This is a genomic window from Methylobacillus sp. DLP286, from assembly GCF_056636515.1.
The window spans coordinates 1,414,347-1,441,110 of record NZ_CM153145.1; the positions used below are offsets into that span (position 1 = coordinate 1,414,347).

At 57.5% G+C, this 26,764-nt stretch carries 25 protein-coding genes and 1 riboswitch; of the genes, 7 read left to right on the top strand and 18 right to left on the bottom strand.

All coding sequences use genetic code 11. The annotated features are described in order from the left end of the window. Positions 1-11: 11 nt before the first annotated feature. The 9 genes from fliN to fliF form a co-directional block, all read right to left on the bottom strand. Positions 12-440, bottom strand: a complete 429-nt coding sequence (gene fliN, locus ACWXTG_RS06825; RefSeq protein WP_309566556.1) for a flagellar motor switch protein FliN — start codon at positions 438-440, stop codon at positions 12-14. Next, positions 430-1,437 (bottom strand): flagellar motor switch protein FliM, encoded by a 1,008-nt coding sequence (gene fliM / locus ACWXTG_RS06830; protein ID WP_407993875.1) that lies wholly within the window; start codon positions 1,435-1,437, stop codon positions 430-432. Before fliM ends, fliN begins: the two co-directional genes overlap by 11 nt. 21 nt (positions 1,438-1,458) lie before the next feature. After that, positions 1,459-1,968, bottom strand: a complete 510-nt coding sequence (fliL, locus tag ACWXTG_RS06835; RefSeq protein ID WP_480221143.1) for a flagellar basal body-associated protein FliL — start codon at positions 1,966-1,968, stop codon at positions 1,459-1,461. Positions 1,969-2,293: 325 nt separating this feature from the next. Beyond that, a complete protein-coding gene (locus ACWXTG_RS06840; RefSeq protein ID WP_480221144.1) occupies positions 2,294-3,421 on the bottom strand; it encodes a flagellar hook-length control protein FliK in 1,128 nt (375 codons plus the stop codon). 14 nt (positions 3,422-3,435) lie between these two features. After that, the gene (gene fliJ / locus ACWXTG_RS06845; RefSeq protein ID WP_407996889.1) at positions 3,436-3,888 is read right to left on the bottom strand and encodes a flagellar export protein FliJ; all 453 of its coding nucleotides are present in this window, start codon (positions 3,886-3,888) and stop codon (positions 3,436-3,438) included. Positions 3,889-3,912: 24 nt separating this feature from the next. Then, positions 3,913-5,331: a flagellar protein export ATPase FliI gene (gene fliI, locus ACWXTG_RS06850; RefSeq protein ID WP_480221145.1), complete on the bottom strand. Its 1,419-nt coding sequence runs from the start codon at positions 5,329-5,331 to the stop codon at positions 3,913-3,915. Next, a complete protein-coding gene (locus ACWXTG_RS06855) occupies positions 5,324-6,004 on the bottom strand; it encodes a flagellar assembly protein FliH (protein ID WP_480221146.1) in 681 nt (226 codons plus the stop codon). The genes fliI and ACWXTG_RS06855 overlap by 8 nt, the downstream gene beginning before the upstream one ends. Continuing rightward, positions 5,997-6,992, bottom strand: a complete 996-nt coding sequence (gene fliG / locus ACWXTG_RS06860) for a flagellar motor switch protein FliG (protein ID WP_480221147.1) — start codon at positions 6,990-6,992, stop codon at positions 5,997-5,999. Before fliG ends, ACWXTG_RS06855 begins: the two co-directional genes overlap by 8 nt. Then, entirely contained in the window at positions 6,985-8,745 is a 1,761-nt protein-coding gene (gene fliF / locus ACWXTG_RS06865) for a flagellar basal-body MS-ring/collar protein FliF (protein ID WP_309566565.1), read from the bottom strand. The genes fliG and fliF overlap by 8 nt, the downstream gene beginning before the upstream one ends. Positions 8,746-9,057: 312 nt before the next feature. Here fliF and fliE point away from each other — a divergent pair, with 312 nt between their 5' ends. Further along, positions 9,058-9,423, top strand: coding sequence for a flagellar hook-basal body complex protein FliE (fliE, locus tag ACWXTG_RS06870; RefSeq protein ID WP_309566566.1), 366 nt, complete (start codon positions 9,058-9,060; stop codon positions 9,421-9,423). Between the two features lie 43 nt (positions 9,424-9,466). Here the strand turns inward: fliE and ACWXTG_RS06875 are convergent, their stop codons facing one another. From ACWXTG_RS06875 to ACWXTG_RS06915, 9 genes are all read right to left on the bottom strand, one after another. After that, positions 9,467-9,775 carry an EscU/YscU/HrcU family type III secretion system export apparatus switch protein gene (locus tag ACWXTG_RS06875; RefSeq protein WP_480221148.1) on the bottom strand — a complete coding sequence of 103 codons (309 nt, stop codon included), beginning with the start codon at positions 9,773-9,775 and terminating at the stop codon, positions 9,467-9,469. Next, positions 9,768-10,790 (bottom strand): flagellar hook-length control protein FliK, encoded by a 1,023-nt coding sequence (gene fliK / locus ACWXTG_RS06880; protein ID WP_309566568.1) that lies wholly within the window; start codon positions 10,788-10,790, stop codon positions 9,768-9,770. Before fliK ends, ACWXTG_RS06875 begins: the two co-directional genes overlap by 8 nt. Then, positions 10,787-11,128 carry a flagellar protein FliT gene (locus ACWXTG_RS06885; RefSeq protein ID WP_309566569.1) on the bottom strand — a complete coding sequence of 114 codons (342 nt, stop codon included), beginning with the start codon at positions 11,126-11,128 and terminating at the stop codon, positions 10,787-10,789. Before ACWXTG_RS06885 ends, fliK begins: the two co-directional genes overlap by 4 nt. After that, complete coding sequence (gene fliS, locus ACWXTG_RS06890) at positions 11,125-11,583, bottom strand: flagellar export chaperone FliS (protein ID WP_309566570.1); 459 nt, start codon at positions 11,581-11,583, stop codon at positions 11,125-11,127. The genes ACWXTG_RS06885 and fliS overlap by 4 nt, the downstream gene beginning before the upstream one ends. A gap of 14 nt (positions 11,584-11,597) precedes the next feature. Then, positions 11,598-13,604: a flagellar filament capping protein FliD gene (fliD, locus tag ACWXTG_RS06895; RefSeq protein ID WP_309566571.1), complete on the bottom strand. Its 2,007-nt coding sequence runs from the start codon at positions 13,602-13,604 to the stop codon at positions 11,598-11,600. Between the two features lie 36 nt (positions 13,605-13,640). Next, a complete protein-coding gene (locus ACWXTG_RS06900) occupies positions 13,641-13,994 on the bottom strand; it encodes a flagellar protein FlaG (RefSeq protein ID WP_309566572.1) in 354 nt (117 codons plus the stop codon). A 79-nt stretch (positions 13,995-14,073) separates the two neighbouring features. Further along, positions 14,074-14,931 carry a flagellin domain-containing protein gene (locus ACWXTG_RS06905; RefSeq protein ID WP_309566573.1) on the bottom strand — a complete coding sequence of 286 codons (858 nt, stop codon included), beginning with the start codon at positions 14,929-14,931 and terminating at the stop codon, positions 14,074-14,076. A gap of 553 nt (positions 14,932-15,484) precedes the next feature. Further along, positions 15,485-16,132: a response regulator transcription factor gene (locus ACWXTG_RS06910; RefSeq protein ID WP_309566574.1), complete on the bottom strand. Its 648-nt coding sequence runs from the start codon at positions 16,130-16,132 to the stop codon at positions 15,485-15,487. 35 nt (positions 16,133-16,167) lie between these two features. After that, positions 16,168-17,604 carry a sensor histidine kinase gene (locus tag ACWXTG_RS06915; protein ID WP_480221149.1) on the bottom strand — a complete coding sequence of 479 codons (1,437 nt, stop codon included), beginning with the start codon at positions 17,602-17,604 and terminating at the stop codon, positions 16,168-16,170. Between the two features lie 202 nt (positions 17,605-17,806). On the opposite strand from ACWXTG_RS06915, the gene ACWXTG_RS06920 reads away from it, so the two are divergent. The 6 genes from ACWXTG_RS06920 to ACWXTG_RS06945 all read left to right on the top strand — a co-directional run bounded on the left by ACWXTG_RS06920 (position 17,807) and on the right by ACWXTG_RS06945 (position 26,663). Beyond that, a complete protein-coding gene (locus ACWXTG_RS06920) occupies positions 17,807-19,834 on the top strand; it encodes a TonB-dependent receptor plug domain-containing protein (protein ID WP_480221150.1) in 2,028 nt (675 codons plus the stop codon). A 28-nt stretch (positions 19,835-19,862) separates the two neighbouring features. After that, positions 19,863-21,125: an ABC transporter substrate-binding protein gene (locus tag ACWXTG_RS06925; RefSeq protein WP_480221151.1), complete on the top strand. Its 1,263-nt coding sequence runs from the start codon at positions 19,863-19,865 to the stop codon at positions 21,123-21,125. A 6-nt stretch (positions 21,126-21,131) separates the two neighbouring features. Next, complete coding sequence (locus ACWXTG_RS06930; protein WP_480221152.1) at positions 21,132-22,484, top strand: di-heme oxidoreductase family protein; 1,353 nt, start codon at positions 21,132-21,134, stop codon at positions 22,482-22,484. An 84-nt stretch (positions 22,485-22,568) separates the two neighbouring features. After that, entirely contained in the window at positions 22,569-23,225 is a 657-nt protein-coding gene (locus ACWXTG_RS06935; RefSeq protein ID WP_480221153.1) for a SulP family inorganic anion transporter, read from the top strand. Further along, the gene (locus ACWXTG_RS06940) at positions 23,186-24,214 is read left to right on the top strand and encodes a SulP family inorganic anion transporter (RefSeq protein ID WP_480221154.1); all 1,029 of its coding nucleotides are present in this window, start codon (positions 23,186-23,188) and stop codon (positions 24,212-24,214) included. The genes ACWXTG_RS06935 and ACWXTG_RS06940 overlap by 40 nt, the downstream gene beginning before the upstream one ends. A gap of 120 nt (positions 24,215-24,334) precedes the next feature. Then, positions 24,335-24,433, top strand: a riboswitch (TPP riboswitch). 76 nt (positions 24,434-24,509) lie between these two features. Next, positions 24,510-26,663 (top strand): TonB-dependent siderophore receptor, encoded by a 2,154-nt coding sequence (locus ACWXTG_RS06945; RefSeq protein WP_480221155.1) that lies wholly within the window; start codon positions 24,510-24,512, stop codon positions 26,661-26,663. The last annotated feature ends 101 nt before the right edge of the window (positions 26,664-26,764 follow it).

The following is a 26,764-nucleotide window of genomic DNA, read 5'->3' on the forward strand; positions in this document are numbered from 1 at the left end:
AACCGGTTCTGTTACTTGTTGATTTTACGAATGCGCTCAGCGGGCGTGATGATGTCGGTCAGCCGGATGCCGAACTTGTCATTCACCACGACGACCTCGCCTTGGGCGATCAGGCAGCCGTTCACCAGCACGTCCATCGGCTCGCCTGCCAGCCCGTCCAATTCGACAACCGAGCCCTGGGCGAGCTGCAGCAGGTTCTTGATCGCGATCTTGGTGCGGCCTAGCTCTACGGTCAGCTGTACCGGGATATCCAGGATGAAGTCGATATCATTCTGGGTTTCGTGCAGTTTGTTCTTGGCAGAAAACTCGGTGAACACCGGCGCCTGCTCCGCCTTGCCGCCCTGCAGCGCCGAGGCCTCGGCCTCTTCTGCCTGGCTTTGCTCCGCCATGGCGGCGCCCCAGTCGTCCATCAACTGCTCGTCATTGGGATCAATCGCCATCGGATACCTCTCCTTTTACATATTCACTGGAATTTGATCGCAGCAATTTCTCTACGCGTAATGCGTATTGACCATTAAAGACACCATACTTGCATTGCATGACCGGCACGTTGTCGACCTTGGCCTCAACCGCCTCGGAAATCGACAGCGGGATCACGTCGCCCACCTTCATGTTGAGGATGTCCCCCAACGTCATTTCCGCCTTCGCCAGGTCGGCGATGAGCATCACTTCCGCGCTCTGTATCTGCTGCGTCATGAGACGCACCCAGCGCTTATCCACGCCTAGGGCCTCGCCTTGAAGGGGCGAAGTGAGCACGTCGCGGATCGGCTCGATCATCGAATAGGGGAAGCAGAAATGGATCTCGCCGCTGACGGAACCCAGCTCGATATTGAAGGTGGTGGACACCACGACTTCGTTGGGCGTGGCGATATTGGCGAACTGGGTGTTCATCTCGGAACGGATATACTCGAAATCGAGCTTGTATACCGGCTCCCAGGACTTGGCATAGGTCTCGAAAACGATCGCCAGCACGCGCTGGATGATGCGCTGTTCGGTCTGCGTGAAATCCCGACCCTCGACGCGCGTATGGAAGCGCCCGTCGCCGCCGAACAAGTTATCCACGATCAGGAACACAAGCGTCGGATCGAACACCATCAGCGCCGTGCCGCGCAACGGCTTCATCTGCACCAGGTTGAGGTTGGTCGGCACCACCAGGTTGCGGATGAATTCGCTGTACTTGGAAATCTTGACCGGGCCTACCGACACCTCCGTGGTACGACGCAGGAAATTGAACAGGCCGATACGCAGCAAACGGGCAAACCGTTCATTGATGATTTCCAATGTCGGCATGCGCCCGCGGACAATGCGCTCCTGAGTGGCCAGGTTGTAGTTGCGCACCCCGGCCGGATCGACGGCAGGCGTGTCATCCTCCTGCTCGTTGGTTACCCCCCTGAGCAGGGCGTCGACTTCTTCCTGGGAGAGAAAATTATCCGCCATGGTCGTCTGTGCTGATGATGATTACTGGATCACGAATGAAGTAAAGAACACATCATTCACCGCCTGCGGCTTGGCCCCCGGTGAAAACGGCTCCGAAAGCTGGGCGATGATTTCGTGGGCCAGGGTCTTCTTGCCCTCCATGCTCAGCAGCTCCGAAGACTTCTTGCCGCTCAACAGAATCAGGATACGGTTGCGCACGCTGGGCATGTGCATCTTGATGATATCGGCCTGGGCCTGGTCCCCCACCTGCACCGTCAGGTCCACTTGCAGATATTGGTCGTCGGGATCAGGCTGGAGGTTAACGGTGAATGTATCCAGGGTAACGAACACGGGCTCCTTCGTCACCACCTTTTCTTCCTTGGGCTTGTCCTGGCGGTTGCCGGAGTGCTGCTGGCTGAAATACCAGTAGGCGGCGCCTGCACCAAGCGCCAGTATCACCAATCCCCCGGTCAATGCCAGGATCAGGCCTTTTTTTGATTTTTTTGGCGGAGCCTCTTTTGCCGCCTCTTGTTTTGCCGCCTGTTGCGCCATCTGCAATCCTTCGCCGTTCTGCTATCCGTTAGGAAATATTATGAAAGAATCGCCAGAATAGCATGCGGGAAATAGAAGGAGGAAATCGCGCCAAATCCATGGATAGACGCTAGGCTGACAGCCAAGGGATTGTCTTCTCGAGCAGTGAGGTAGAGAACTAAACCGCTTTCCGGCTTTGTCATAGGCAGCACAGAGAGGCCAGAAGCACGTTGTCAGAGATGCTTAAAACTCAGCGAAGCGTTCCTGGCAAGGCGCTCTACTATAGACAATACAAGCAGTGGCAAGGCAGCGCAACGACGCCAGGAGAGTTTTGTTAGCTGTACTCTCAGGCAAAAGTATCGACCAAGCCCATCACCGTCGCGGCCTTGGTCAATACTTGGCTGGTTTCTTCGCCCTGGCTAGCGGGATTGCTACGGGCCATGCCGGCCGCCTGTTGCTGGGCCTCTTGCTGCCCGGACCGCACATTGGCCTGCCCCAGCTGCAACCCGGATTCACTCATCATCTGGCGCAGGTTGTCCATGCCGTCCTCCAGCGCCCGGCGCACATCCGCCTGGTCGGAGAGGAAGGTGGTATCTGCCTGGTTGTTGTGCACGTGGATCACCACCTGCAAAGGACCGAGATCCGGCGGGTTCAACGTCAGGGAGGCTGTCTGCTCCCCGCCAGCCGCCATCCATACCACCTTTTGTCCAATCGCCTGGTTCCAGCCTGGCTGTCCAAACGGCGTAGGCACCTGGTTGCTGCGCACATCCATCGTCGCAGCTGCCTGCTGTGCTTGCTGCGCCTGCGGCAAGGGTGCCGTCACGCCGGGCTGTGCCTGCTGCACCTGTTCCAAGGCATCAGCAAACGGTGCGGATTGTTCGTTACCGGCCGCAGCCTTGGCTGTCGATGCTGCCGTTGCCTGCACGGCAGCCTTGTCCCATTTAGGCTCGACGTCATCCATCTTGCCCTTGCCAAGCCACTCCACAGGCTCACGCTTCACATCCAGCCTGTCAGGCAGTTCGGCAACCTCCACGATAGGCCGGCGTTGCACGTCGGGGGTGACCGCAGCCAGCGTCGGCTGCCCATCAATGGGCAAAGGCGCCTCTTCAGCGGCGGTCAATGTCGCATCCTTAGCCTGCAACACGTCTTCTCCGGTAACCTCCGGCACCACATCCTCGGGCGCAAGGCCTTGTCCAGCGATGAGTTCGGGCGCAACCAGTTCAGGATTCTCAAGGTTCACTGCTTGCTGCCCTTCGCTCCCCAGACTGAGCTGCAATTGCAGGCGCTGGCGCAGCAATGCCTGCTCCGCGCTGCCGGCCAGCCTGGCTTCGTTTTGCACCTGCTTGGCAAGCACATCCTTGAAGGCCGGTCCGTCATTGGCACCATTCGCCTGCTTTGCCGCCTTGGCAGCCGCAGCGCTGGCCGCGGTATTGTTGAGAATCGCCGCCTGATTGGGCACGGGAATATTCTGCATGTTCAAGCTCCTGCTTATTGCCTTGTCTGGTTGCGGCTCACACGCGTTGCGTGTTCATCCATCATTTTCTGGTCCCGCTTGAGCTCGATCGCGTTCGCACGCTTGTCGGCACGGTCGATCAGCACGTCGTAGGACATTTTCTTCTTCTGGCATTCCTGCCATTCCTGCTTGCGCAGATGATGCACCTGGCGCAAGCGCTCCACATTCTCGGTCTGGCTGAAGATGGCTTGCGACAACTTGCCGAGAAAGCTCTGGTAGTTCTGGTAGATTTCCGCCGTCATGCCGTTCGTCATGGCATGGTCGCGCTGGCTGACATAATCGGCACGGTATTGCATCAGCAGGTTCAGGCTTTTTTCCGCCTCGGCCAACTGCCGGCTGGCCTCGCCCAGGCGGTCGGTTGCAACGTCCACATCCTTCTCCGCCAATCCCTGCAACGTATTCAATACCACCTTTTTCTGGCTAGACATGCCGTTTCCCCTCTGGCTTGTTCATTAATGCACTCCCGCTGTTCCCACCAGGCCGGCCAGCGCATCGACGCTGTCCTGCCAGCTGGCAGATTCTTTAATGTCCTGCTGCAGAAACGCCTCGATCGCCTCATGCCGCATGATGGCCTCGTCCAGCACCGGGTCGCTCCCGCTTTCATAAGCGCCGACATTGATCAAATCCTGGTTGCGGGTGTAGCGGGAATTTAGCTGCTTGAGCTTGCGTGCGTTTTTCTGGTGTTCCAGCGATGTGATGTTATGCATCGCGCGGCTGATCGACTGCTCTATATCGATGGCAGGGTAATGCCCGCTCTCGGCCAGGCTGCGGCTCAAGACAATGTGTCCATCGAGGATCGCACGCGCGGAATCGGCAATCGGGTCCTGCTGGTCGTCGCCCTCGGTCAGCACGGTATAAAACGCCGTGATCGAGCCCTCGCCTGGCCTGCCGTTGCCCGCACGCTCCACCAGCGCAGGCAGTTTGGCAAATACCGAAGGCGGATAACCCTTGGTTGCAGGCGGCTCGCCGATCGCCAGGGCGATCTCGCGCTGCGCCATCGCATAGCGCGTCAGGGAATCCATGATCAGCAATACGTCTTTGCCCTGGTTGCGGAAATATTCGGCAATCGCCGTGGCGTAACTCGCGCCCTGCAATCTCATGAGCGCCGGTACATCCGCAGGCGCGGCTACCACCACGGAACGTGCCAGCCCTTCAGCGCCGAGAATCTGCTCGATGAATTCCTTCACCTCGCGGCCACGTTCGCCGATCAAGCCCACGACAATGACTTCCGCCGTGGTATAGCGCGCCATCATGCCGAGCAGCACGCTCTTGCCCACGCCCGAACCGGCGAATAGGCCCATGCGTTGGCCGCGACCGACGGTCAGCATGCTGTTGATCGCACGCACGCCGACATCCAGCACGTCCTCGATCGGCGCACGCGACAAGGGATTGAGGGGGCGCGTGTTGAGCGGCACGCTGTTTTCACTGTTGAGCGGCCCCAATTCGTCCAACGGCCGTCCTGCAGCGTCAACAACGCGGCCAAGCAAGGCCTCGCCTACCGGCAGATGCCGCGCACGGTCAATCGCGCGGCGGCGAGGGTGCTTGGCCTGGTTGGGCTTGGGCAACGCCTCCGCCACCTCCAGCGCAAAGACCTTGGCGCCCGGGGTCACGCCCTCGACGCCGCTCTGCGGCATCAGCAGCATGCGTCCGCCATCGAAGCCGACGACCTCGGCCTCGACACGGCGGCCTTCCGCAAGGGGTACATAGCATGCGCTGCCGATCGGCAGCTTGATGCCGACCGCCTCCATCACAAGGCCCGTCAACTTGGTGATACGGCCGGAGACTTCCAACGACTCGACGATCTCCAGTATCTCGCTGCAATCATTGAGATACTCTTTCCAGCCTTGCTGATGGGCCAGCGCGCTACTCATTAGGCTCTATCCAATTGTTATGTTGCGCAAGGGCGTCGCAGATGCGCTTCCAACGCGTGCCGTTGCTGGCATCGATCTGGTTGTCGCCCGTTTCCACCATGCAGCCGCCGCGCTCCAGGCTGCTGTCTTCATGGATATGCCAGTTGCTGTCCGCCATATCCTCTTGCAGGTATTTTTTCACGACCAGCGCATCGTCCGGATGCACAATCAATCTTGCCGGTTTCTGCACTGTCGGCAAGTAATGAATAGACTCCTGCACAATAGGCAGAATCACGGCGGGGTCTACTCTCAACCTGTCCTTGACCATCGCCTTGGCAATATCCAGCGCCAGGGCAAGCAGTTGTTCGGAAATCGCCTCATCGGCCGTCTTGAGCGCTTCCTCCATGCTGCCGAGCATGGCAAGCAGACGCTCGCGGTCCTGCTGCACCTGCGCTGCGGCATCGGCAATACCGGTATCGAAGCCCTGCTGCAAGCCGATTTTGTAGCCTTCGCGCCTTGCCTGTTCCAGCTCGGCCTCCAGGCGCGCGTTCTTCTCTTCCTCGCTTTCCTGGACAATTTGCGGTGCCACAGGCGCTGCAGCGATTGTTTTCTCCGATGCTTCCTCGGCAAAAGAAGCCATCTCCCAGCGCTGATACGCTGTTTGCTTCTCTTTGGGAATCACCACATTAGACATAAGCATCCTCACCCTTGCCGCCCAGTACGATCTGGCCTTCGTCGGCCAGCCTGCGGACTATCTGCAGTATCTGTTTCTGCTGGGTTTCCACCTCGGACAGCCTGACCGGGCCCTTGCTTTCAAGGTCTTCCTTCATCATTTCAGCGGCACGGCTGGACATATTGCGGAATATCTTGTCCCGCAACTCGTCGGTCGTGCCTTTCAACGCTACGATCAGTGTTTCGGACTGCACCTCGCGCAGCATGATCTGGATGCCCTTGTCGTCAATATCCATGATGTTGTCGAACACGAACATTTCGTCCATGATCCGTTGCGCCATTTCACTATCGTAACTCTTGAACCCGTCCATCAGGTGGGTTTCATTTTCACTATTCATGTAGTTCATGATTTCGGCGGCTGCCTTCACGCCGCCGATCTGCTGCTTCTTGATGCTTTCGTTGCCGCTCAGCAGCTTGGTCAGCACATCGTTGAGCTCTCGCAGCGCCGTCGGCTTGATGCCGTCCAGTGTTGCGATCCGCAGCATGGCGTCCTGACGCAGGCGCTCGGTGAAATAGCCGAGGATTTCCGCAGCCTGGTCCGGCTCCAGATGCACCAGGATGGTGGCAATGATCTGCGGGTGCTCGTTCTTGATGAACTCGGCCACCGTCTGTGCATCCATCCATTTCAGGCTTTCGATGCCGCTGGAGTCGCGCGTCTGCAGGATGCGATTCAACAGGCCCGAAGCCTTGTCGTCACCCAGCGCCTTGGTAAGCACCGAGCGGATGTATTCGTCGGAATCCAGGCCGATCGCCGTATTCTTTTCCGCCTCGTCCATGAAAGAGGTCAGCACCGCCTCCACCTGGTCGTGCCCGATAGACTTCATCGACGCCATGGCGGTACCCAGCTTCTGCACTTCGCGCGGTCCGAGGTACTTCATCACCTCGGCTGCCTCGTCCTCGCCCAGGGCGAGCATCAATACCGCGCTCTTGACTACGCCATTATCACTCATTGCCGTTCACCCAGTTCGTCACAATGCTGGCTACTACCTTGGGGTTTTCCTTTGCAAGCTTCCGCGCAGTTTCCAGGTTCTTTTTGTAGGTCCGCTCCGCCGGGCTCCTGGCTTCCTCTTCTTCCAGGCTTCCGGCCGCCATGCCGCCCTCGCCGTCGGACAGGCGGACGATTGCATCCTGATCCTCTTCATCCAGTTTGGCAAGCTCGTCCTTCTTTTCCTCCTCTGGGGAAAGCTTGCGCAGCAAAGGGCGCAGGAAGCGGCGGTACAGCATGTACAACACCAGCAGGACCAGGCCGTTCTTCAGCCACTCCTTGGCCATGTCGATATTTTCCGGATCCTTCCACAATGGCACTTCAGGGAAAACTTCGGCAATATCCGGCATGAAGGAGCTGTTGACCACGCTCAGCGAGTCGCCGCGCTCTTCATTGAAGCCCATGGCCTGCTTGGCAAGGTCGCTGATCTGCGTCTTCTCGTCGTCGGTCAGCGGGCGCGTAGTCACCTTGCCTTGCGCATCCACCACCGACTTATGGTTCACCACCACCGCCACGGTCAGGCGCTTGATGCCGCCCATTGGCTGCTGCTGGTAACGGACGGTCTTGTCCACTTCATAATTGGTCGTGGTATTGCGCTCCGAGTTCATGATCGGGGTCGTCACCGTGGTGCCGGGCGGTGTCGTCGTCGTGGTCGTCACCACATTGGCATTGGTCGTGGTGGTGGGTTCGCTGCCGGGGGCGACAATCGGCGCAGTGGCTGGCGCCGGCGGCTGGTTGGTCAACGCGCCGGGCACGCCGCCCGTCCCTTGCCCAGGCAATGTCTGTGACTCATTGTTCTGGCTGCTGCGGATGGCTGCACTGTCTGGTGCCTGGTTGGGCTTGTAGATTTCGGCAGCTTGCTCCACCACGGAAAAATCCACTTCGGCGCTGGCTTCGGCATGCACGTTCTTGGCGCCGACCAGTGGCGCAATAATGGACTCGACCCGGCGCACAATGTTTTGCTGCAGCTCATCCACATACTTCAACTGGGTGGGGTCGAGCTGGTTATTTGCGCCGGCATCCTTGCCGTTGTCCGAGAGCAGGTTGCCGTTCTGGTCGACCACGGTCACGTTGGAGGTCGGCAATTCAGGGACACTGCTGGCCACCAAGTGCACAATAGCGCTCACTTGGCGCTGGTCCAGGGCCCGGCCAGGATGCAGGTTCAGCATGACGGAAGCCGTCGGCTTCTGCTGGTCGCGCGTGAACACGGTAGGTTTCGGCATGGCCAGGTGGATGCGTGCCGCCTGCACCGCGCCGATCGACTGGATGGTGCGCTCAAGCTCGCCCTCCAGGCCGCGCTGGAAATTTACTTGCTCTACAAACTGGGAAACGCCGAACTTCTGGTTCTCCAGCAATTCAAAGCCGATATTGCCGCCCTTGGGCAATCCTTGGGACGCCAGCTTGAGCCTGATGTCATGCACATTGTTCGCGGGCACCAGGATGGCGCTGCCGCCTTCGGCGATCTTGTACGGCACGTTCATCTGCTCCAGCGCTGCGACAATCGCGCCTCCGTCCTTGTCGGAATAGCTGGAGAACAATACGCGGTATTCCGGCTTCTGGCTCCAGAGCCAGAACACCACCATCAAGGCGATCACGGCAGCGGCACCCAAGGCCAGCAGCAGCTTGTTCTCCAAGAGCGACTTGAAGTTGAACGAGCCAGGTGCTGGTGCTCCGGTGGTGGTGTCCGCGGCCAGGGCCGCTTCGTTGGCTGCTGCCATATTACTTCTCCCATGCGATGGCAAGATACTGGTCCTTAGAGCCGCTCACATACCTCTTCTGGCGTTGTTGCTCTGCCTTGCCGTACTAGCTTGTACTGTCTGCGGCAGAGCGCCTAGCCAGAAATCGCTGCGCTGAGTTTGTGGGCGGCTCTTATCACTGCGATGCCATTATCACGATCAGCTTGCAAATTTAATCAGGAAAATAAGCCAGGTTTTACCGCCCTATTCCCATCAAAGAAGCATGTTGGCGAATGATAAGCTGCTGCCATGTTGAAATAAGTCCGCAAGGACCGCAGCAACCAGGAGAACTCCATGAAAACTTCAGCGATAGACTCGGGCAGGATAGAATCCATGCTGGCGCAGCTCAAGGCGGCTGCTCAAAAACCAAGTACTGAGGCGTCGGTACAGGGCGTTACCGGTAGCGGCATTGCCCAGAAGCCGCAAGCGACCAACCGCGTTGACTTTGCGGAGGTGCTGAAATCCTCGATCAACCAGGTCAACCAGGCACAAGTAAAGGCGGAGGATTTAGGCAAAAGCTTCGCGATGGGCGATGACAGTGTCAGCTTGTCGGACGTCATGATTGCCGGGCAAAAAGCCAATATCTCGCTGCAAGCCACCATCCAGGTACGCAACCGGCTGGTATCCGCCTATCAGGACATCATGAACATGCAAGTGTAAGAACCTGTTCAATGCCTCACCTCATACCAGCTAATGCAGGCAGTTAGCTGATTTCGGATGGAATCAGGGGCTTGGGCGGCGGTGCATCCTCGCCATGCTCCAGGCGATACAGCCAGGCCAGTATTTCCGCAATCGCCTGATACAAGGCTGGCGGGATATGGTCATCCAGGTCGACCTGCATCAGCAACGCCAGCAGCTCCCTGGATTCATGGACGAATACGTCATGTTCCTTGGCCTTGGCGATGATCTGCTCGGCAATGATGCCCTTGCCCTTGGCGACCACGCGCGGCGCGAAATCGCCGGATTCGTAAGCAAGCGCGATCGCCTGCTTTTGCAATACGGGATCATTCATCGCGCACCACCGTCAAGGCATCCAACGCTTGCCCATGACTGGTCAATGCCGTGGCCAGTGCCGGCAGCTCAGCCTGCAGGCGCTTGATGACTGCATGGTCCGCCGCGGCAATACGCACGCGCAAGCGCCCTGCATGCAAGGTGATGTTCGCAGCGATGGCGCCCAGGCTCGGCAGCTCCAGCCGCACATTGCTTGATACCGGCCTGTCCTCGGGATCAGCGTTCGCGCCATGCTCGTCGGGATTGACCATCCCTTCGTGCAACTGCACCTGCCAATCCATTTTCTGCCCGGGCCAGACTTCTCCCTGCCAATGGATGCGTTGGTTCTCCAGCACGGCAATCTGCTTGTTGATCATGGATTCAGCGGCTATATGCGGCTGGTTCTGCGGCTCCTGCAACAGGTTGGCCAACGGCAGCTTGCCCGCAGTGAACTTTTCAAGGTGTGATTCGTAGAACAGGCCGGAAGTGGTCAATGCCCGCTGGATGTCCTGCGCCATCACGCGCGGGTTTTGCGGTGCATGCGTCACGACCTGCTGGCCAGCCAAGGTCTTGGAGGTTTCACCATTGGCTGCCTGTGCCAGTTGCTGGCTCAGGATACGCGCCCCGCTGCTGAGCGCAGCCGAAACGCCCTGGTCGGCTGCCGGTGTCGCCAAGGGCGTGGCGGACAGCAACGTGCCCGGCGGTTTTGCCGTGTCGAGCTGTCCAGCCTGCTGGCTCAGCAAGCGGAAAGTAGGAACGGGATTGTCGCCTACGAATCGAAGCAGCATCTGCTGACCGACGGCAGCCTGCCGGCCAAGCTCCATCTTGAAGGTGTTGCCCTGCACGTTGACCTGGAAGACGCCGGGCTGCAGGCGGCTCATCACCTGGCCGAAGTAACTCTGCCCCTTGGTCAGCTGGGCGATGCGGAAATTAAGGTCCTGGACATTGCTGGCAATCTCCTCGACCGCCTGCGCCGGCGCGACCCTGGCAAGCGGGGCGACAGCGGCGGCAGGATCGGGAGATTGCTTTATAATCATCTGCCGGGCCGTATCAACTGCTTGTAGGTATCGAACATCTGCCGGTTGGCAGCGTTATTGGTGAGGATATCGGAAAGACGCACCATCCAGGGATCGATGATGTTGCGGATTTCACGGTCGGAATCCAGGATGCGCTTGAGATGGGAAAACTTGATTTTCTGCTCAGGCTCGCGCAAGGGCTCGTCGCATTTATCCTCATCCGCACGCTTGATACGCGCGGCGCACTCTGCCTCGAGCACAGCCAGCTTTTCCCAGTCATGCTGCTTGGCGGCCGCCAGCATTTGGTCGGTAATGTCCGCCACGGCCGCATATAAAGACAAGGTTTGCTGAGTGCTCATGAATATGCCTTTTCCAACTGGTGCTGGTTTTGTTGTGGAGTTTCCTGACGCGGAGCCGCATCCGGCGCTTGGCCCGCCAGGGCGGACCAGGCCTCGTTCAGTTCGTTGAGCAATCTTACCACCTCTTCTACTGCCGCAATATCGCTTTGGCTGTTGGCAAGATACAGGCGCTTGCTCATGTAGGCGTACAAGGAGTCCAGGCTGTCGGCGATCTCTCCGCCGGCCTTGCTGTCGAGGCTGGCGCGCAAGCCATTTTCTATGATCGAAATCGCCTTGGTCAGGTCGGCGCTCTTGCTCGCATAATCCTGCTCGCGGATATGCTTGATGGCAAGGTTGCATGCGGCAATCGCGCCTTCATACAACATGACGATCAAGCGGGTAGGACTGGCAGCCACCACGCCAGTTTCCACCCCGACCTTTGCATAGGCATTGACACCTGCGTTGAACCCGAACATGAAAGCTCCTTAAATTAATTGTTAGCACTAATCGATGCTAGTTGCTGGGTAAGATAGGACTGGGTGGTCTGCATCTGGGTCATCAAGACATCCAGCGCCACAAACTGGGCGCGATAACGCGCCTCCACTGCCGTCAACCTGACTTGCATCGCCTCTTCCTGCTTGGTCACGCGCTTGATGGAGTCCTGCAGGCCGTCGGTCCTGCTGGCGAGCAGGCCGGTATCGCTGACAAACCCTTTGACCAGCTCGTTCAACTGCGCGGCATAGCCCAGACTTAACGAGACACTGCCCCTGTCACCGATTGCAGTTCCGCGAACCGAAACCACCAGGCCTTCTGCCGGATTGCCGACAGCGGTACTCGTCAGCACTTGCCCCTTACCCGTCGCCTCGGCTCCATTGATGGTGCCAGCGACATCCAGGCCTTCGACGGAGACCGGATCGCTGCCAAACAGGCTGCTCGCCGCTGTTCCGCCGGTAACTTCCACGGTTGAACCGCTACCGTATTCCGGAGAAATGATTTTCAGCATCCCGCCTTCGACGGCCACTTCCGCAGAGGACTTGGCATTCGCAAGCTGTGTCCGCAGCTGCTGCGCAAGTTCTTCCACCGAGGCATAGCTGCCTGCGGCAAGTGTCAGGTTGTAGCTTGAGCCGTTGATTTTGACCGCAAGCGTGTCGTTCACGCCGGCGAGGATATTCAGGTCAGGCGCGGCGCTTCCGGTCAATGCGCCGCGCGTGGCGGCCTGGGTGATGTTGATGGCATAATTGCCAGGCTGGGTCTTGCTTCCCTGGGTCACGAACCGTGTTTCGACATCCGAAGCGCTCCCCACGGCGGCGAACAGCTTGGCAACGTCGTCCAGGTTGGTTTCAATGGCTTTTTCCAGCTTGCTGGAATCCAGGGCCAGGGAGCCATCGCGCTGTATGGCGACACCGATTTGGCTGAGCGAGCTGAAATTATCCGTACCTCCAACAGATTTGGTGAGCGCCATCTTGATCTGGGAGGAAATCGAGCGCGCTGTCGCGTCCCCGAGCAATGCGCCGTTTTTTCTATCGGCAGCCGTCGTCGTGCTGTCGTCAAACTTGGTGAGGTTGCGCAATGTAGTATTCACTGCATTGAACGCATTGACAAAAGCGGTGACCGACTCCTTGATGGCAGTCACGTTCTTAGTCACGTTCAAGGAAACAGCCGTATCGGGGCTGGCCTTGAATAAATTCAGCGTAATGCCGTTCAAGACGCCGGTCACGACATTGCTAGCGCTTTCGACATCGATACCGTCGATGTTGAGCTTGGCGTTGCGGGCCTCCTGCAATTCAACCAGGTTCTTGCCCGTGCCTGAAGTAGCCGCAGGATCGTAGGCAAGCTGGGAGAGGCCGCCGCCGTCCATATTGTCGCCATCGTCATCGGCAATGCTCACCTTGATGCTGTTGACTTCCCCAGACTCTTTTGAAGTCAGCACCAGGCGGCCACCGCCATTCTGGCCGTCATTGACAATCGTCGCAGTGACCCCCATGTCGCCTGCGTTGATGGCATCCCGGATGCCCGCAAGGCTATTGTTGGAGGCGGAGATGGTCACGCTTTTCGCCGCCTTGTCGGGATTGGCCGTAAAGGTATTGGTGGCCTCGTCATACGTGCCCAGCGCGATGGTAATCGTGCCGGTGCCGACTGCGGCGCTGGTGCTGGAGAAATTTGAAGTGGCTACCTTATGCGATTGTGCAAGCTGGCCGACCTTGATCGCATAATTGCTGACGGTTGCGCTGCCGCTGGAAGTCGCGGTAAACACCGCGCTGTCGCCCGAAGTGGCAGACTGCACATTGAACTTGCTGCTGGTGGAAAGGTTGGCCAGCGCCGTCTGGAAACTGGAAAGCGAACTCTGCAAGGTCGCATAGGCCGAAATCTTGGACTGGTAGGATGTCTTCTGCTCACTCAGCAATGTCAACGGCCTTTGTTCAACAGTCATCAGACTGCTGACAATCGCATCAATATCAAAATTGGTACTGGCAGAAATCCCGCTAGTGCTTGCCATGACGATCCTCGCTTCCCTGAATACTTGAAATTAAAGTCAGGCTGTCTGCCTGATGATCAATCCCTGTAAATTATCCAGCGCCTTGGAAATCGCCAGCACCTCTTCACTAGGGATCTGCCGCAATACTTTCTGCGTCTCGGAATCCACCACCTTGACCACGACCCGGCCGGAATCGACATCAGTAGAAAACTGGATCGACTGCATGATGGGCGAGATAAACTCGTTGATCCGTTCCACCGCGGACTGGACATCGGCATCACTTGCCACGGACGCCTGTTGCTCCGGTTCTTTTGATCCAGCTCCCGGCAAGGATGCGACAGGCCCAGTATTGCGTACTGTAGAAGGCAGGCTACCTGCCTGACTGTATGCTTCTATGTTCGTGATCGCCATGTTGAACTCCTCAAGCAAAACCCGCAGCTTCCTTCATTCAAGAAAACTGCGGGATTTTCATACTTAACCTGCCGCCTGCTTAGCCTTGGAGCAAGGTCAATACATTGTTTGGCACGGAGTTGGCCTGCGCCAGCATCGCAGTACCCGCCTGTTGCAGAATCTGTGCCCGGGTCAGGTTGGCCGTTTCCGCAGCGAAGTCGGCATCCAGGATACGGGACTTGGCAGCAGACTGGTTCTCGACCGATACCTGCAAGCTGCTGATCACGGACTCGAAGCGGTTTTGCACGGCACCCAAGGTGGCGCGGCTGGTGTTCACTTGATCCAAGGCCGTATCAATCGCAGTAATCGCTGCAGTCGCATTGTCAGCAGCCGTACCACTGATCGCAATACCGGTTGCAGCCGCAGTAGCCACGCCAGCGGCAGTAGAGCTACCGGAAGTCAAATCAATCTCGTCTACAGTGATGGTATCTTGAGCACCTGTACCGGCACCTACCTGGAATGTCAATGAACCAGCAGTACCAGCAAACAACGCCTTGTTATTGAACTTGGTACCGTCCGTCAGGCGGGTGATTTCATCTTGCAATTGCTTGAATTCAGCCTGCAGATTGTCGCGATCGCCTTCTTCATTGGTCGCATTGGCGGACTGCACAGCCAGTTCACGCATACGCTGCAAGGCGTCGGTAATCTTGCCGAGCGCGCCTTCTGCAGTCTGTGCCAGGGAAATCGCATCATTGGCGTTACGGATTGCCACTGTCTGGCCGCGAATTTGCGCATCCATACGGGTAGCGATGGAAAGGCCGGCAGCGTCGTCCTTGGCGCTGTTGACGCGCAGGCCGGAAGACAAGCGTTGCAGGGATGAATTCAGACTGGATTGCGAAGTCGTCAGGTTACGTTGCGCATTCAGCGAAGCCAGGTTGGTGTTGATAACTGCAGCCATGTTGGTTCTCCTTCGATTTAGTTAATTTCCATCAAACACTTTGTTGCGTTTGGTATCGCTTTACAGTCTTGAATCACATCACTGTTAAGACTGTTATCGGTCGCTTCGGGAGAAAATTTAGGAGCTTTACTGCACTTGTTTTTCTCTCGAGTAGCATCTGATTGCAATGCCATGCCCCTGATGTCGGATTGATTAAAAAAATCTTTAGAGCCCTCTCCTTCCTGCAATGGTCAGGAAAATAAAAATTAATAAAATTCAGCAGGTTAAATAAAAATATAAAAAAATTATATTTTTAACCCTAAAGTTTTCAGGCAGTTGTTTACGAAGGTTTGCCTGAATGAAAAGAGCTGATGTTTGAAACAATAGCGGCATCTTACCGGGAGGCAAGACAAGGCAATCGGGATAAAAAGCGGGGTAAAAAGCGCCAGATCTGCGCTTGAAACTCAGAATAGCTGACAAACCTCAGCGAAGCGATCCTGGCTAGGCGCTCTGCCGCAGGCAGTACAGTAAAACACAAGGCAGCAACGACGCAGGAGTGTTTTGTCAGCTGCTCTTAATCGATCAGGTCGTTCTTGATCGCGTAGTGCGTGAGCTCTGCGTTATGGCGCAGGTTCAGCTTCTCCAGCAGCCGTGCCCGGTACATGCTGACGGTCTTGACCGAAAGCGACAGATTGTCGGCAATTTCACTGACGGACAAACCCGACGCGATCATGGTCAGCGTCTGGAACTCACGGTTGGAGAGCGTATCGTGGATAGGTTTATCCAGGCCCCCGTCCACTTGGTCGGCCAGCGCCAATGCCACTTCCGCGCTGATGTATTTCTTGCCCTTGGCAACGGTACGTATTGCCGTCACCAACTGGTCTGAAGCGCTTTGCTTGCTCAAGTACCCAGCCGCGCCTGCGCGCAGGGCCCGGATCGCATAGGCATCCTCCCGGTGCATGGACAGCATCAGGACGGCCACGCGGGAATATTCCTTCTTGATGATGTTGCATGCCTCGATACCGCTTCGATCGGGCAGCGAGATATCCAGCACCAGCACGTCCACGCCCTTGGTGCCTGCAAGCTTGATGGCTTCAGCCGCGTTCTTCGCATCGGCGACCACTTCTATATCCTCGGTTTCAGCAAGAATCTGCTTCAAGCCTTCACGCAGGATCGCGTGATCGTCAGCAATAATGACTTTGATAGTGGAAGTGGGCGACATGAGCAATGCTAATGATTAAAAGTAATTTTTATTATTCAACCGGCAGCCTCGATATTCACGGGTTGCAACGGCAAAGTAACGCTGACTATTGTACCCCCTTGCTTGCCGGCTTGCACCCTGCATTGTCCAGCTAGAGCCACGGCCCGTTCCGCCATGCCGCTGATACCGAATGCGTTGGCTTTCAGCCTGTCCACCGGCGCAATGCCAACGCCATCATCAATGACCTGCATCACGATTTCCTCAAGCGTAGCTTCCAGCGTCACCTCGACGTGGTTGGCCTTGGCATATTTGGCGATATTGGACATGGCCTCCTGGCAAATCCTGAACAAGGTGATCGCATGGTCGGTAGAAACATCGACTTCCGCATGATTGCAAACAAACTCGCACGGGATGCCGATTTTGTCCACGAATTGGGCAGCCTGCCACTCCAGGGCAGCCACGATGCCCAACTCAAGGACATTAGGCCGCAAGTCGCTCGCAATCCGGTGCGTAGCTTCAAATGTATCGTCGACGATAGCCTCAAGCTGCTTGGCCTTGGTAAGCAAGGCCTCCTGCCCAGGCCCCAACCGCTTGATAATGGAAGAGAGTCCAAGCCGGATGGCCGTCAAATTGCCGCCCAGGTCGTCATGCACCTCCTGGGCGATTCTCAAGCGTTCCTTCTCCTTGATCTGGGCCATTTGGGCAGAAAGCCTTGCCAGCTTTTCATGCGATTGCCGAATCGCCTGCTGTTCGCGCCGGCTCTGCGTGATATTCGTCATGATGCCCTCCCACACCACGGTACCGTCAGGCATCTTGCGCGGGCTGGCACGCAGGTTGATCCACTTGGTATCCTGCCACGCCTGCATCCAGAAACGGCCGGTCCAGTTCAGCACACTCAAACTATGGGCAGACTGGCTGACATTCTTTTCATAAGCTCCGCGATCCTCTTCATCGATCAAAGAAAGAAAAATGTCAGGATTGGCAATCAGTACCTCGGCATCTTCGCCCAGCAGCGGCTTGCAAGCATCGCTGAGATAAAGAAACCCCATGACGCCATCACGGCTCATATGGGCTTGGTATACCACTCCAGGCGCATTCGAAATCAGGGCGCTCAAGTTGGCGCCTTCGTTCAGCACGTGCAGGATATGCCGGCTGAACGCCTGGCTGTCGCGCATCACCAACAGCACCCGCCCGCTGCCTCGCCCCACTATGAGTAAGCGGAACTCGCCAAAATAACGGTTGATGGTATGCAGCTCATGGCTGATATCCGCCATCGCCAGTTCCATCGGCACCGCATCCAGAAGCTCCCTGGCCTCTGGCTCCCTCAACGCCTGCAGCAAGTCGTCCAAGGGATGATCGGTAATCTGCGCTTCCGCGCCATCCACCAGCACCCCCACCAACTGCAAGCTATGCGGATCAATCGCATAGATATCGTCCAGGGAGCTCTGCGCAGCGGACTCAAGATACTTGCGGATTTCTGATAGCGGCGACACGGCAATACCTATTAAAAGTTTCAGGCAAGCCTACCAGAACAATTGATTAATTCAAGCTGCGCAAGGTTTCTCCCCTAACCCTGTCATCTATGCATGTGCATCTTCCAGGTTCATTAAAATAATATTCGTTATATATTTACAAATATATTGAATTAATATTTAATCCCGCCTTTGTTTCAACTACTTAGCATCGGGGAGATCAATGTCCAATTACCTAAAACCGCTCAAGCTGGCAGTGATTGCCGCGCTGGCAGCCAATACTCAAGTCGCTTTGGCGGAAGTTGCGCCTTTTACCTTGGGTGAAATCAATGTCACCACTACCAAGCAACCAGAAGATACCAGGCTCTCTGACGACACCATTACGCAGGAGGACATGCGCCTATTCAACCGTGAAACAGTAGGCACGGCCCTCAACACTTTGCCTGGCGTCAGCATGACCCAAGGCGGACAGCGCAATGAACAACTGGTGCAATTGCGTGGTTTTGATTTGCGTCAGGTGCCTGTATTCGTAGACGGCATTCCGGTTTACGTCACCTACGATGGCTACGTCGACCTTGGCCGTTTCAACGCTTTCGATCTATCCAAGATCCAATTGTCCAAGGGATTCAGTTCCGTCTTGTACGGCCCCAACACGTTGGGCGGTGCGATCAACCTGGTCAGCCGCAAGCCGACGAAAGAGTTTGAAGGCAGCATCACTGCAGGCATCAAGACTGACCGCAACCTTAAATTCAATGGATATGCTACCGATGTCAACATGGGGGGCAATTACGAAACATGGTACTGGCAAGCCAGCACCTCATACGTAGACAATGAGCGCTCCCGTATGTCCAGCGATTACAAGCCCAATGCGTATGAAAACGGCGGAGACAGGGAGCGCGCTTACAACAGGGATGGAAAGATCAACCTGAAAATCGGCCTGACCCCTAGCGAAGGCAATGAATACAGCCTGAACTACATCAACCAGCAAGGCACAAAAGGCAGTCCTGTATATGCTGGCAGCGACGGTGGCCGCAGTGCAAACTATTGGGATTGGCCCAAATGGGACAAAGAAAGCCTGTACTTCATATCGCGCACCACCTTCGGCGATAGCGCCTACCTGAAAATCCGCGCTTTCTATGACAAGTTCAAGAATGTATTGGAAAGCTATGACGATGCGCGTTATGCCACGATGACCAGGAACAGTTCATTCACTAGCATCTATAACGATGACACCTATGGCGTCAGCGCCGAACTGGGTTTCGATATTGCCAAAGCCAATACCCTGAAGTTCGCCGCACACTACAAGCATGACAAGCACGAAGAGCACAACAAGGGCAACCCGGTTCAGACGTTTGAAGACCGCACCATTTCATTGGGTATTGAAGATACCCATCATTTCACCAAGAAACTGAGCCTGGTGACGGGTATCAGCTATGACAAGCGTGACACCCTCAAGGCCGAAGGGCTGAACAATGTAAATCAGATTTACGATTTCCCGAATGGCGATGCCCATGCGTGGAATCCTCAGGCTGGTTTGTTCTATAAGCCAACGGAAGATAGCGACATTCACTTTACAGTAGCCAGGAAGAGCCGCTTTGCCACCATGAAGGATCGCTTCTCCGGCCGTTTCGGTCGCGCGGTTCCCAATCCTGGCCTGGATACGGAAAGAGCGACCCATTATGAGCTGGGTGCCGGTGCTTTTGTGCTGCCTGAATTGAAACTGCAGGGCGCAGTATTCTTCATTGACACCAAAGACATGATCCAGTCTGCGAGCTTGCCGAATTCCGCCTGTTCTGCTGGCGGGGGCCAATGCTTCCAGTTCCGCAACATTGGCAAGGTGGAAAGCCAGGGTATCGAACTGGGCGCAACCTGGTTTGCGAGCGATGATGTTGAACTGGGCGGCAACTATACCTTTATCAACCGCGACAATCTCAGCAATGACCAGCGCTTGACCGACGTGCCTCGCCAGAAGCTGTTTGCATACGGCAAATGGAAAGTGAATAGCGCCTTGCAAGTGCTAGCAAGTATCGAAGCGGCATCCTCGCGCTATTCCCGCCAGAACTCCGCTGTCACTGATTGGCTGTCAGCCAAGGGTTATGCGACCGGCAATATCAAGGCCATGTATGCAGTCAATGCCGATTGGTTTGCCGAGGCGGGCATCAACAACATTCTCGACAAAAACTATGCATACACTGAGGGCTTCTATATGGAAGGCCGCAATATGTTTGTCAACGTAACACGCAAGTTTTAAATAATTAACTAATAGATAGGAAACCCCAATGGCCAGCGCTCTTACTATCAAGGCAGCATTGCGCTGGCCGGTCCGGATTCTCATTATCTGGTTGATGCTCGTCAGCCAGGTGTCATCATCGGCAGACATAGCCAAAGTCGTCGTGATGACCAGTTATCCGCAGGAAGTCGTTTCGCAATTCGAGGCGGCATTCGAGAAACAATATCCGCAATACAAGCTGGAAGTGCTATGGCGGCAATCGCGCGATGCCATGGCTTACTTCAAGGAGTCCGGACAACCGGTGGATGTCTATTGGACGCCTGCCCAGCGCAACTTCGCCCAGCTTGAGAAGATGCAGGCGTTCCAACCGCTGAACCTTGACCTCTACGGCCTGCCTGCCGAGGTGAGCGGCTTTGCCTTGCGGGAAGGCAACCACATTGCTACTGAGATTGCCGGGTACGGCATCGTGAGCAATCCACAAGCGCTGGCAAATGCCGGGCTCACCATTCCCAGAAACTGGACAGACCTCAGCCATCCTGCACTCAAAGGCAAGATTGCATTACCCGTACCGTCAAAAGTAGGCTATGCGCCTCCCCTCATCGACATCCTGCTCCAGGGCTATGGCTGGCAGGATGGATGGAACCTGTTGCAGGCCATCGCCGCCAATGCCGAACTGGTGACTTCGGGAGCTACCTTTGTCAGCGACGATGTTGCCAGCGGCCGCTTGTTAGCCGGGCTCACCATTGATTTCTTCACCGCCTCGGCTATCGCCAACGGCGCCCCTTTGCAGTTCGTTTACCCGGAACCGACCGGCTATTCGCCCGCCCATCTTGCCATTATGAAAAATGCCGGCAATCTCGAAGGAGCCAGGGCATTCAGCAAATTCGTGCTTTCTGAACAAGGCCAACGGCTGTTGTTCCACCCCGATATCCGCAAACTGCCGGTCAGGCCGTCTGTTTATGCAAACAAGCCTGCGGCTTACTTCAACCCTTTCGAGAACAACCCTTCGTTCGTATATGACACCCGGCGCGGGCTTGCGCGCCAGGACATCACCAATGCCTTGTTCGACGCCATCATTACGTTGAACCTGGCCTCCCTGCAAAAAGCGGTCAGCGCCATCCAGGATGCCAGCAACCAATCCGGCCCTGACGCCTCGGAGGTGGTGAAGGCAACACAATTGCTGCATTCCCTGCCGATCGACGAAGCAGGCGCGGAAGCGATACGCACATTGAATCCGGCCGAAGTCACGCGCTGGCAGCGCATCATGCATGACCGTTATGAAGAAGCCGCAAAGATTGCATCACCGCATTAAGGCTCAATGCACGGCATCCTGTCCCTCACGGTAGTCCTAGTTACCCTGTTCGCTATCCAGGCCAGCGGCAATGAGCCGGCTCAGGTCATGACCAACGTCGCCAACCGTGAAGCCTATACGCAAGCCGTCAGCCCGCTTTCCACCGAAGAAAGGCAGCAATTCCTGCAAGGCCGCAGCCTGGTCAGGCAGAGTTGGATCATTTCGCCCGCGATGGACAACGATATTGCCGGATTGGGGCCGCTATACAACCGCAACGCCTGCATCGCCTGTCATGCCAAGAACGGCCGGGGCTTCGCACCAAACGCGCCAGAAGAATCCATGCGTGCCATGCTGGTACGCCTGAGCCTGCCTGGCAAAACGCATACGGGCGCGCCCGTTCCCCATCCAGCCTACGGCGACCAATTGCAGGAATTCGGCGCTCCCCGCGTCGAGGCCGAAGGGCGTGCCCATCTGCATTATGAAGAAACCGAGGTAACGCTGAATGGCGGTGAAGCCGTTCGGCTGCGCAAGCCTGTACTAGAATTCAGCGGACTCGCCTACGGCCCTCTCCCCGCCAATATTCAAACCTCAGCCCGCATTGCGCCTGCCATCCATGGCATGGGCCTGCTGGAGGCGATTGCGGACGACACCTTGCTTGCGCTGCAGGCAATGCCAAAACCAGGCAAGATCAAAGGGCGTGTGAACCGCGTCTGGAGCGTGGAGAAGCAACAGCAGGTCATCGGGCGTTTCGGCTGGAAGGCCAATGTCGCGACGGTGCGGGAGCAGACTGCGAGCGCACTGGCGGGAGATATGGGCTTGAGCTCCCACTTGTTTCCGCATGGCAACTGCGCCGAGTGTCAAACCGGGTGCCGGCAAGCTCCGGTCTCGGGCAGGCCGGAAATCCCAGCCACCCAGCTCGCGCAAATGGAATTCTACCAATTGGCGCTCGCCGTGCCCTCGCCGCGCCGTCAGGACGACCCGAGGGTGCAACGGGGCGCTGCACTGTTCCGCCAGGCGCAATGCGCGGCCTGCCACCTGCCTGAAATCAGGACCGGCGAATTTCCCAGGCTGGCCGCCCTGGGCAACCAGGCCATCGCCCCTTATACCGATTTGCTGTTGCACGACATGGGGCCGGAACTGGCGGACCACCGTCCGGACTTTGCCGCCAGCGGTAGTGAATGGCGCACCCCGCCACTCTGGGGTATCGGCCTCGCAAAACAGGTGGAACCGAATGCGGGCTTTCTGCACGATGGCCGCGCCAGGACTATCCTGGAAGCCATCCTCTGGCATGGCGGCGAAGCGCAGGAATCCCGCACCATGGTGCAAAAGATGTCGCCACAAGACCGGCAATTGCTGCTGGATTTTGTCGAATCGCTTTAAGCGCTTGTTCAAGTCTCGTATCATCTTGCGGAGAAAGGGCTATGATATGCCTGTTCATTACATCCCTTGCCACGCCTTTACACCATGATCGCCATTCTTGAAGCCAAGCGTGCTGGCCTGCTCTCGCGCCGGTATTGGTCCCGCAACATCATGTCCGGGCTGATCGTCGGGGTCGTCGCCCTCCCGCTCGCCATGGCGTTCGCGATCGCATCAGGCGCCAAGCCCGAGCAAGGCTTGTACACCGCGATTGTCGCGGGCACGCTCGCCTCCCTGTTCGGCGGCAGCCGCCTGCAGATTACCGGCCCGACCGGGGCGTTCATCGTCATCCTTGCCGGCATTACGGCGAAATACGGCATCGCAGGCTTGCAGATCGCCACCCTGATGGCCGGCATCATGCTGCTCGTCATGGGGCTGACGCGCATGGGCAGCGTGATCCGCTATATCCCGGAACCGGTGATCATCGGCTTTACCAGCGGGATCGCCGTCATCATCTTCGTCGGGCAATGGCAGGATTTTTTCGGCCTCACGCCCCAGGCCTCGCACCATTTCCACGAGAAACTCTGGCACCTGTTGGAAGCCCTGCCGCAGCTGCAATGGCGAACCGCATTGCTTGGCGCGTTCACGCTGGCAGTGCTGCTCCTGTCCAACCGCTACCTGAAAAAAATCCCCGGCCCCCTGGTCGCGATCGTGGCAGCCACTATGTGCAGTCTGTCTTTCAACCTGAACAGGTCGCCACCATAGGCAGCGCGTTCGGCGGCATCCCGCAGGCATTGCCGCATTTTGCGCTGCCCGAGGGCATCAGCCCCGCCGTCATGATAGAGCTGATCGGCCCGGCCTTCACCATTGCGCTGCTGGGCGCCATCGAATCGTTGCTCTCGGCCGTCGTCGCCGACAATATGGCGGGCACGCGCCACCAGTCCAACCAGGAACTGATCGGGCAAGGTATTGCCAACATCGCCTCGCCGTTGTTCGGCGGGTTCGCCGCCACCGGCGCATTGGCGCGCACCGCGACCAATATCCGCAACGGGGCCAACAGCCCGTTATCCGGCATCGTGCATGCAGCCACCCTGGTGTTGATCGTGGTATTGCTGGCGCCATTGGCCGTGAATATCCCGCTGGCAGCGCTCGCAGCCATCCTGTTCGTGGTGGCCTACAACATGAGTGAGGCGCATCGCTTCCTGCACATGGCGAGGACAGCACCGCGCGCGGACGTGGCGGTGCTGCTGATCACCTTCCTGCTCACCGTGTTCAGCGACCTGGTGATTGCCGTCAATATCGGCGTCGTGCTTGCCGCATTATTGTTCATGAAACGCATGGCGGACACGGTGAACGTGACGCAGCTGAGCGATGACGACTTGCAGCAGGAATACGGCCAGCGCGAATGGCGCCTGCCATCCAGCACGCTGGTCTATCGCCTGGAAGGGCCGTTCTTCTTCGGCGCTGCCGAGCACTTGCAACACCGACTGCAAACCCTGCGCGAGGATACCGACACCATTGTGCTGCGAATGGCGCGCGTGCCTATCATGGACGCCACCGGCATGCAGGCATTGTGGAACCTGCTGGACACTTGCAGACAGCACCAGATCAAGCTGGTGATCGCCGAGGCCAGGCCCAACATCCTGGAAAAGCTGCGCCGCGCCGGGCTCACCAGCCAGATTGGCGAACATAATGTGTTGCCGCACCTGCACTTGCTGTGGCCGGAAGCTCCTTCCCCCGCCTCTCTCCATTGAATGGCGTTGCACACTTTTCCGTACGACCCGGTTGAGCACGCGTTAATTGGCTGACATGCGCAGCATCCAGCCCTGTTCGCAAGGAAATTGGCATTTTCCGCGCATTCTTTGTTAGTATACGACCCACGCTAGGGGTCCTGAAGAGCCGATCTTTGGGTGAGACATACCCTTGAACCTGACCTGGATAATGCCAGCGTAGGAAAGCGCAAAGCCACTCAAGGTCGATTCATTTCCCCCGAGGTAGGCCTTTTGTCCGTTCCTGCGCGTGATTGTCCCTAACGCGAGTGAACACACAATGCCTGCTTTTACTTTCCGTCAAAAATTCAGCGTGCTGGCTATCGCCTGCGCCTTTGCGCCTGCTGCGCTGGCCCAGGCCGCCGATACCGACGATGCCCAATTGCCAGAGGTCGTTGTCAGCTCCACCACGAATGCTGGCATGGCACGCCGCGCCAGCATCGGCAGCTTTCCCGAAGCATCGCTGCTGGAAACACCAGCCTCGGTCAACGTCATCACGCAGGAGCAGATGCAGGACCGCAGCGTCCGTTCCGCGACCGACGCGGTGAAATGGGATGCCAGCGTGCAGAACTCCTACAATGCGGTCGGACTGGCGGACTGGTTCGCGATCCGAGGCTTCGTGCTCGACCAGGGCGCCAACTACCGCAAGGACGGCATGGTGATTCTCGCGCAGGCCAGGGTGCCGATGGAAAACAAGGAGCGCATCGAGATACTGAAAGGCCTCGCCGGCCTGCAGGCGGGGATTGCCGCGTCGGGCGGCATGCTCAACTACGTGACCAAGCGCCCTACCGACGCCCCGCTGCGTTCGGCGACGTTCGAGCTGCGTGAACGCGGCACAGTGTACGGCGCGGTAGATCTGGGCGGTCGCTCCGAGGACGGCGTCTTCGGTTACCGCATCAATGCCGCGGCAGAAGACATCAAGTCGTATGTCGACGGCTCGACAGGCAACCGCAACTTCATTTCGGGCGCGTTTGACTTCCGCCTGAGCGAACGCGCGCTGTTGCAGCTCGACCTCGACTACCAGCACAAGTCGCAACTGACCGTACCGGGGTTCCAGTTGCTCGGTCCGGAGCAGCGCATTCCGACCGGCATCCGCGCCAAGCAGATGCTCAATGACCAATCCTGGAGCCGTCCCGTCGTCGATGACAGTTACAACCTCGGCATGAAATTCGACTATGCGTTGAATGACGATTGGCGCACCATCCTGCAAGCCAACCAATCGACTTTGCATCGTGATGATGCGGTGACCTTGCCTTCAGGCTGTCAGCAAAGCCTGCTTCCCGGCTATTGCAGTGATGGCGGCTATTCGATGTACGACTTGCGCCGCAAGAACGACAAGCGCTCGATCACGACCACCCAGGCCCTGCTGCAGGGGAGCTTCACGACAGGCGGCGTGCGCCACGAGCTGACCACAGGCGTATCCACGCTGAACCGTCGCGATCACTTTGCCGACTACGTATTCAACTATGTCGGCGAGAGCAATATCTATAATCCGGTCTACTACGATAATTTCGCGCTCGCCGACGTCAATCCGGTGCATTTGCGCCGCAAGGATGAGGAGCGTGCAGTATTCGTGCAGGATGTCATGGCGCTTACTGACCAGCTCAGGCTGCATGCCGGCGTGCGCTACGTGCAACTCAAGCGCGACCAGTTCAATGCCTCGGGCGAGACGACGCGGCGCACGGACGATGATTTTCTCTTGCCTAGCGTCGCCCTGCTCTACAACCTGCAGCCGTCACTGGCGGTTTACGGCTCGTATTCGCAAGGCCTGGAACCGGGCGGCACAGCGCCGACCGGCACCACGAACGCCGAAATCATCATGGACCCCAGCAGGTCCAGGCAGCTCGAACTCGGCGTGAAAGCGGACGTGACGCGCGATGTCAGCCTGTCTGCCGCCGTATTCCAGATCAAGCGCAACCACGAATACGTCGACGCCACGCCGACCTATGTCATCAATGGCACGCAAGTCAACCGCGGCCTGGAATTCGCCGCACAAGGCCGCGTCACGCGCGACTGGATGCTGGGCGCCAGCTTCACCGCGCTGCAGGCTAAGGCCGAAGGCACGGACGATGCGCGCATCGAAGGCAAGCAGGTCGGCAACGTGCCGAGGTTCAAATCCGCGGTTTATTCCGAGTATGCATGGCCAGGCCTGCCAGCCCTTAAACTGAACGCGACATGGCTCTATTCATCCAGCAAAAATTTCGCGCCGAACAACGAGATCGCGGCATTGAACAGGAAAGTGGAGGGCTACCACGTACTGAACCTGGGCGCACGCTACACGGCCAAGCTCGGCAATACCGCAACCACCTTCCGCGCCGGCGTGGACAACGTGTTCAACAAGTTCTATTGGGGCGATGCATCCAGCGCTTTCGGCGGCTACCTGATCCCGGGCGCGCCGCGCGTATTCCGCGTGTCGGCGCAAATCGACTTCTGATTAATAACAGGATGCCGGAGCCAGTCCCCTCCACCTATCATGCCGGGCTTGATCCGGCATCTTGTGGCATTCCAACATACTTACGAGATCCCGGCTCGGAG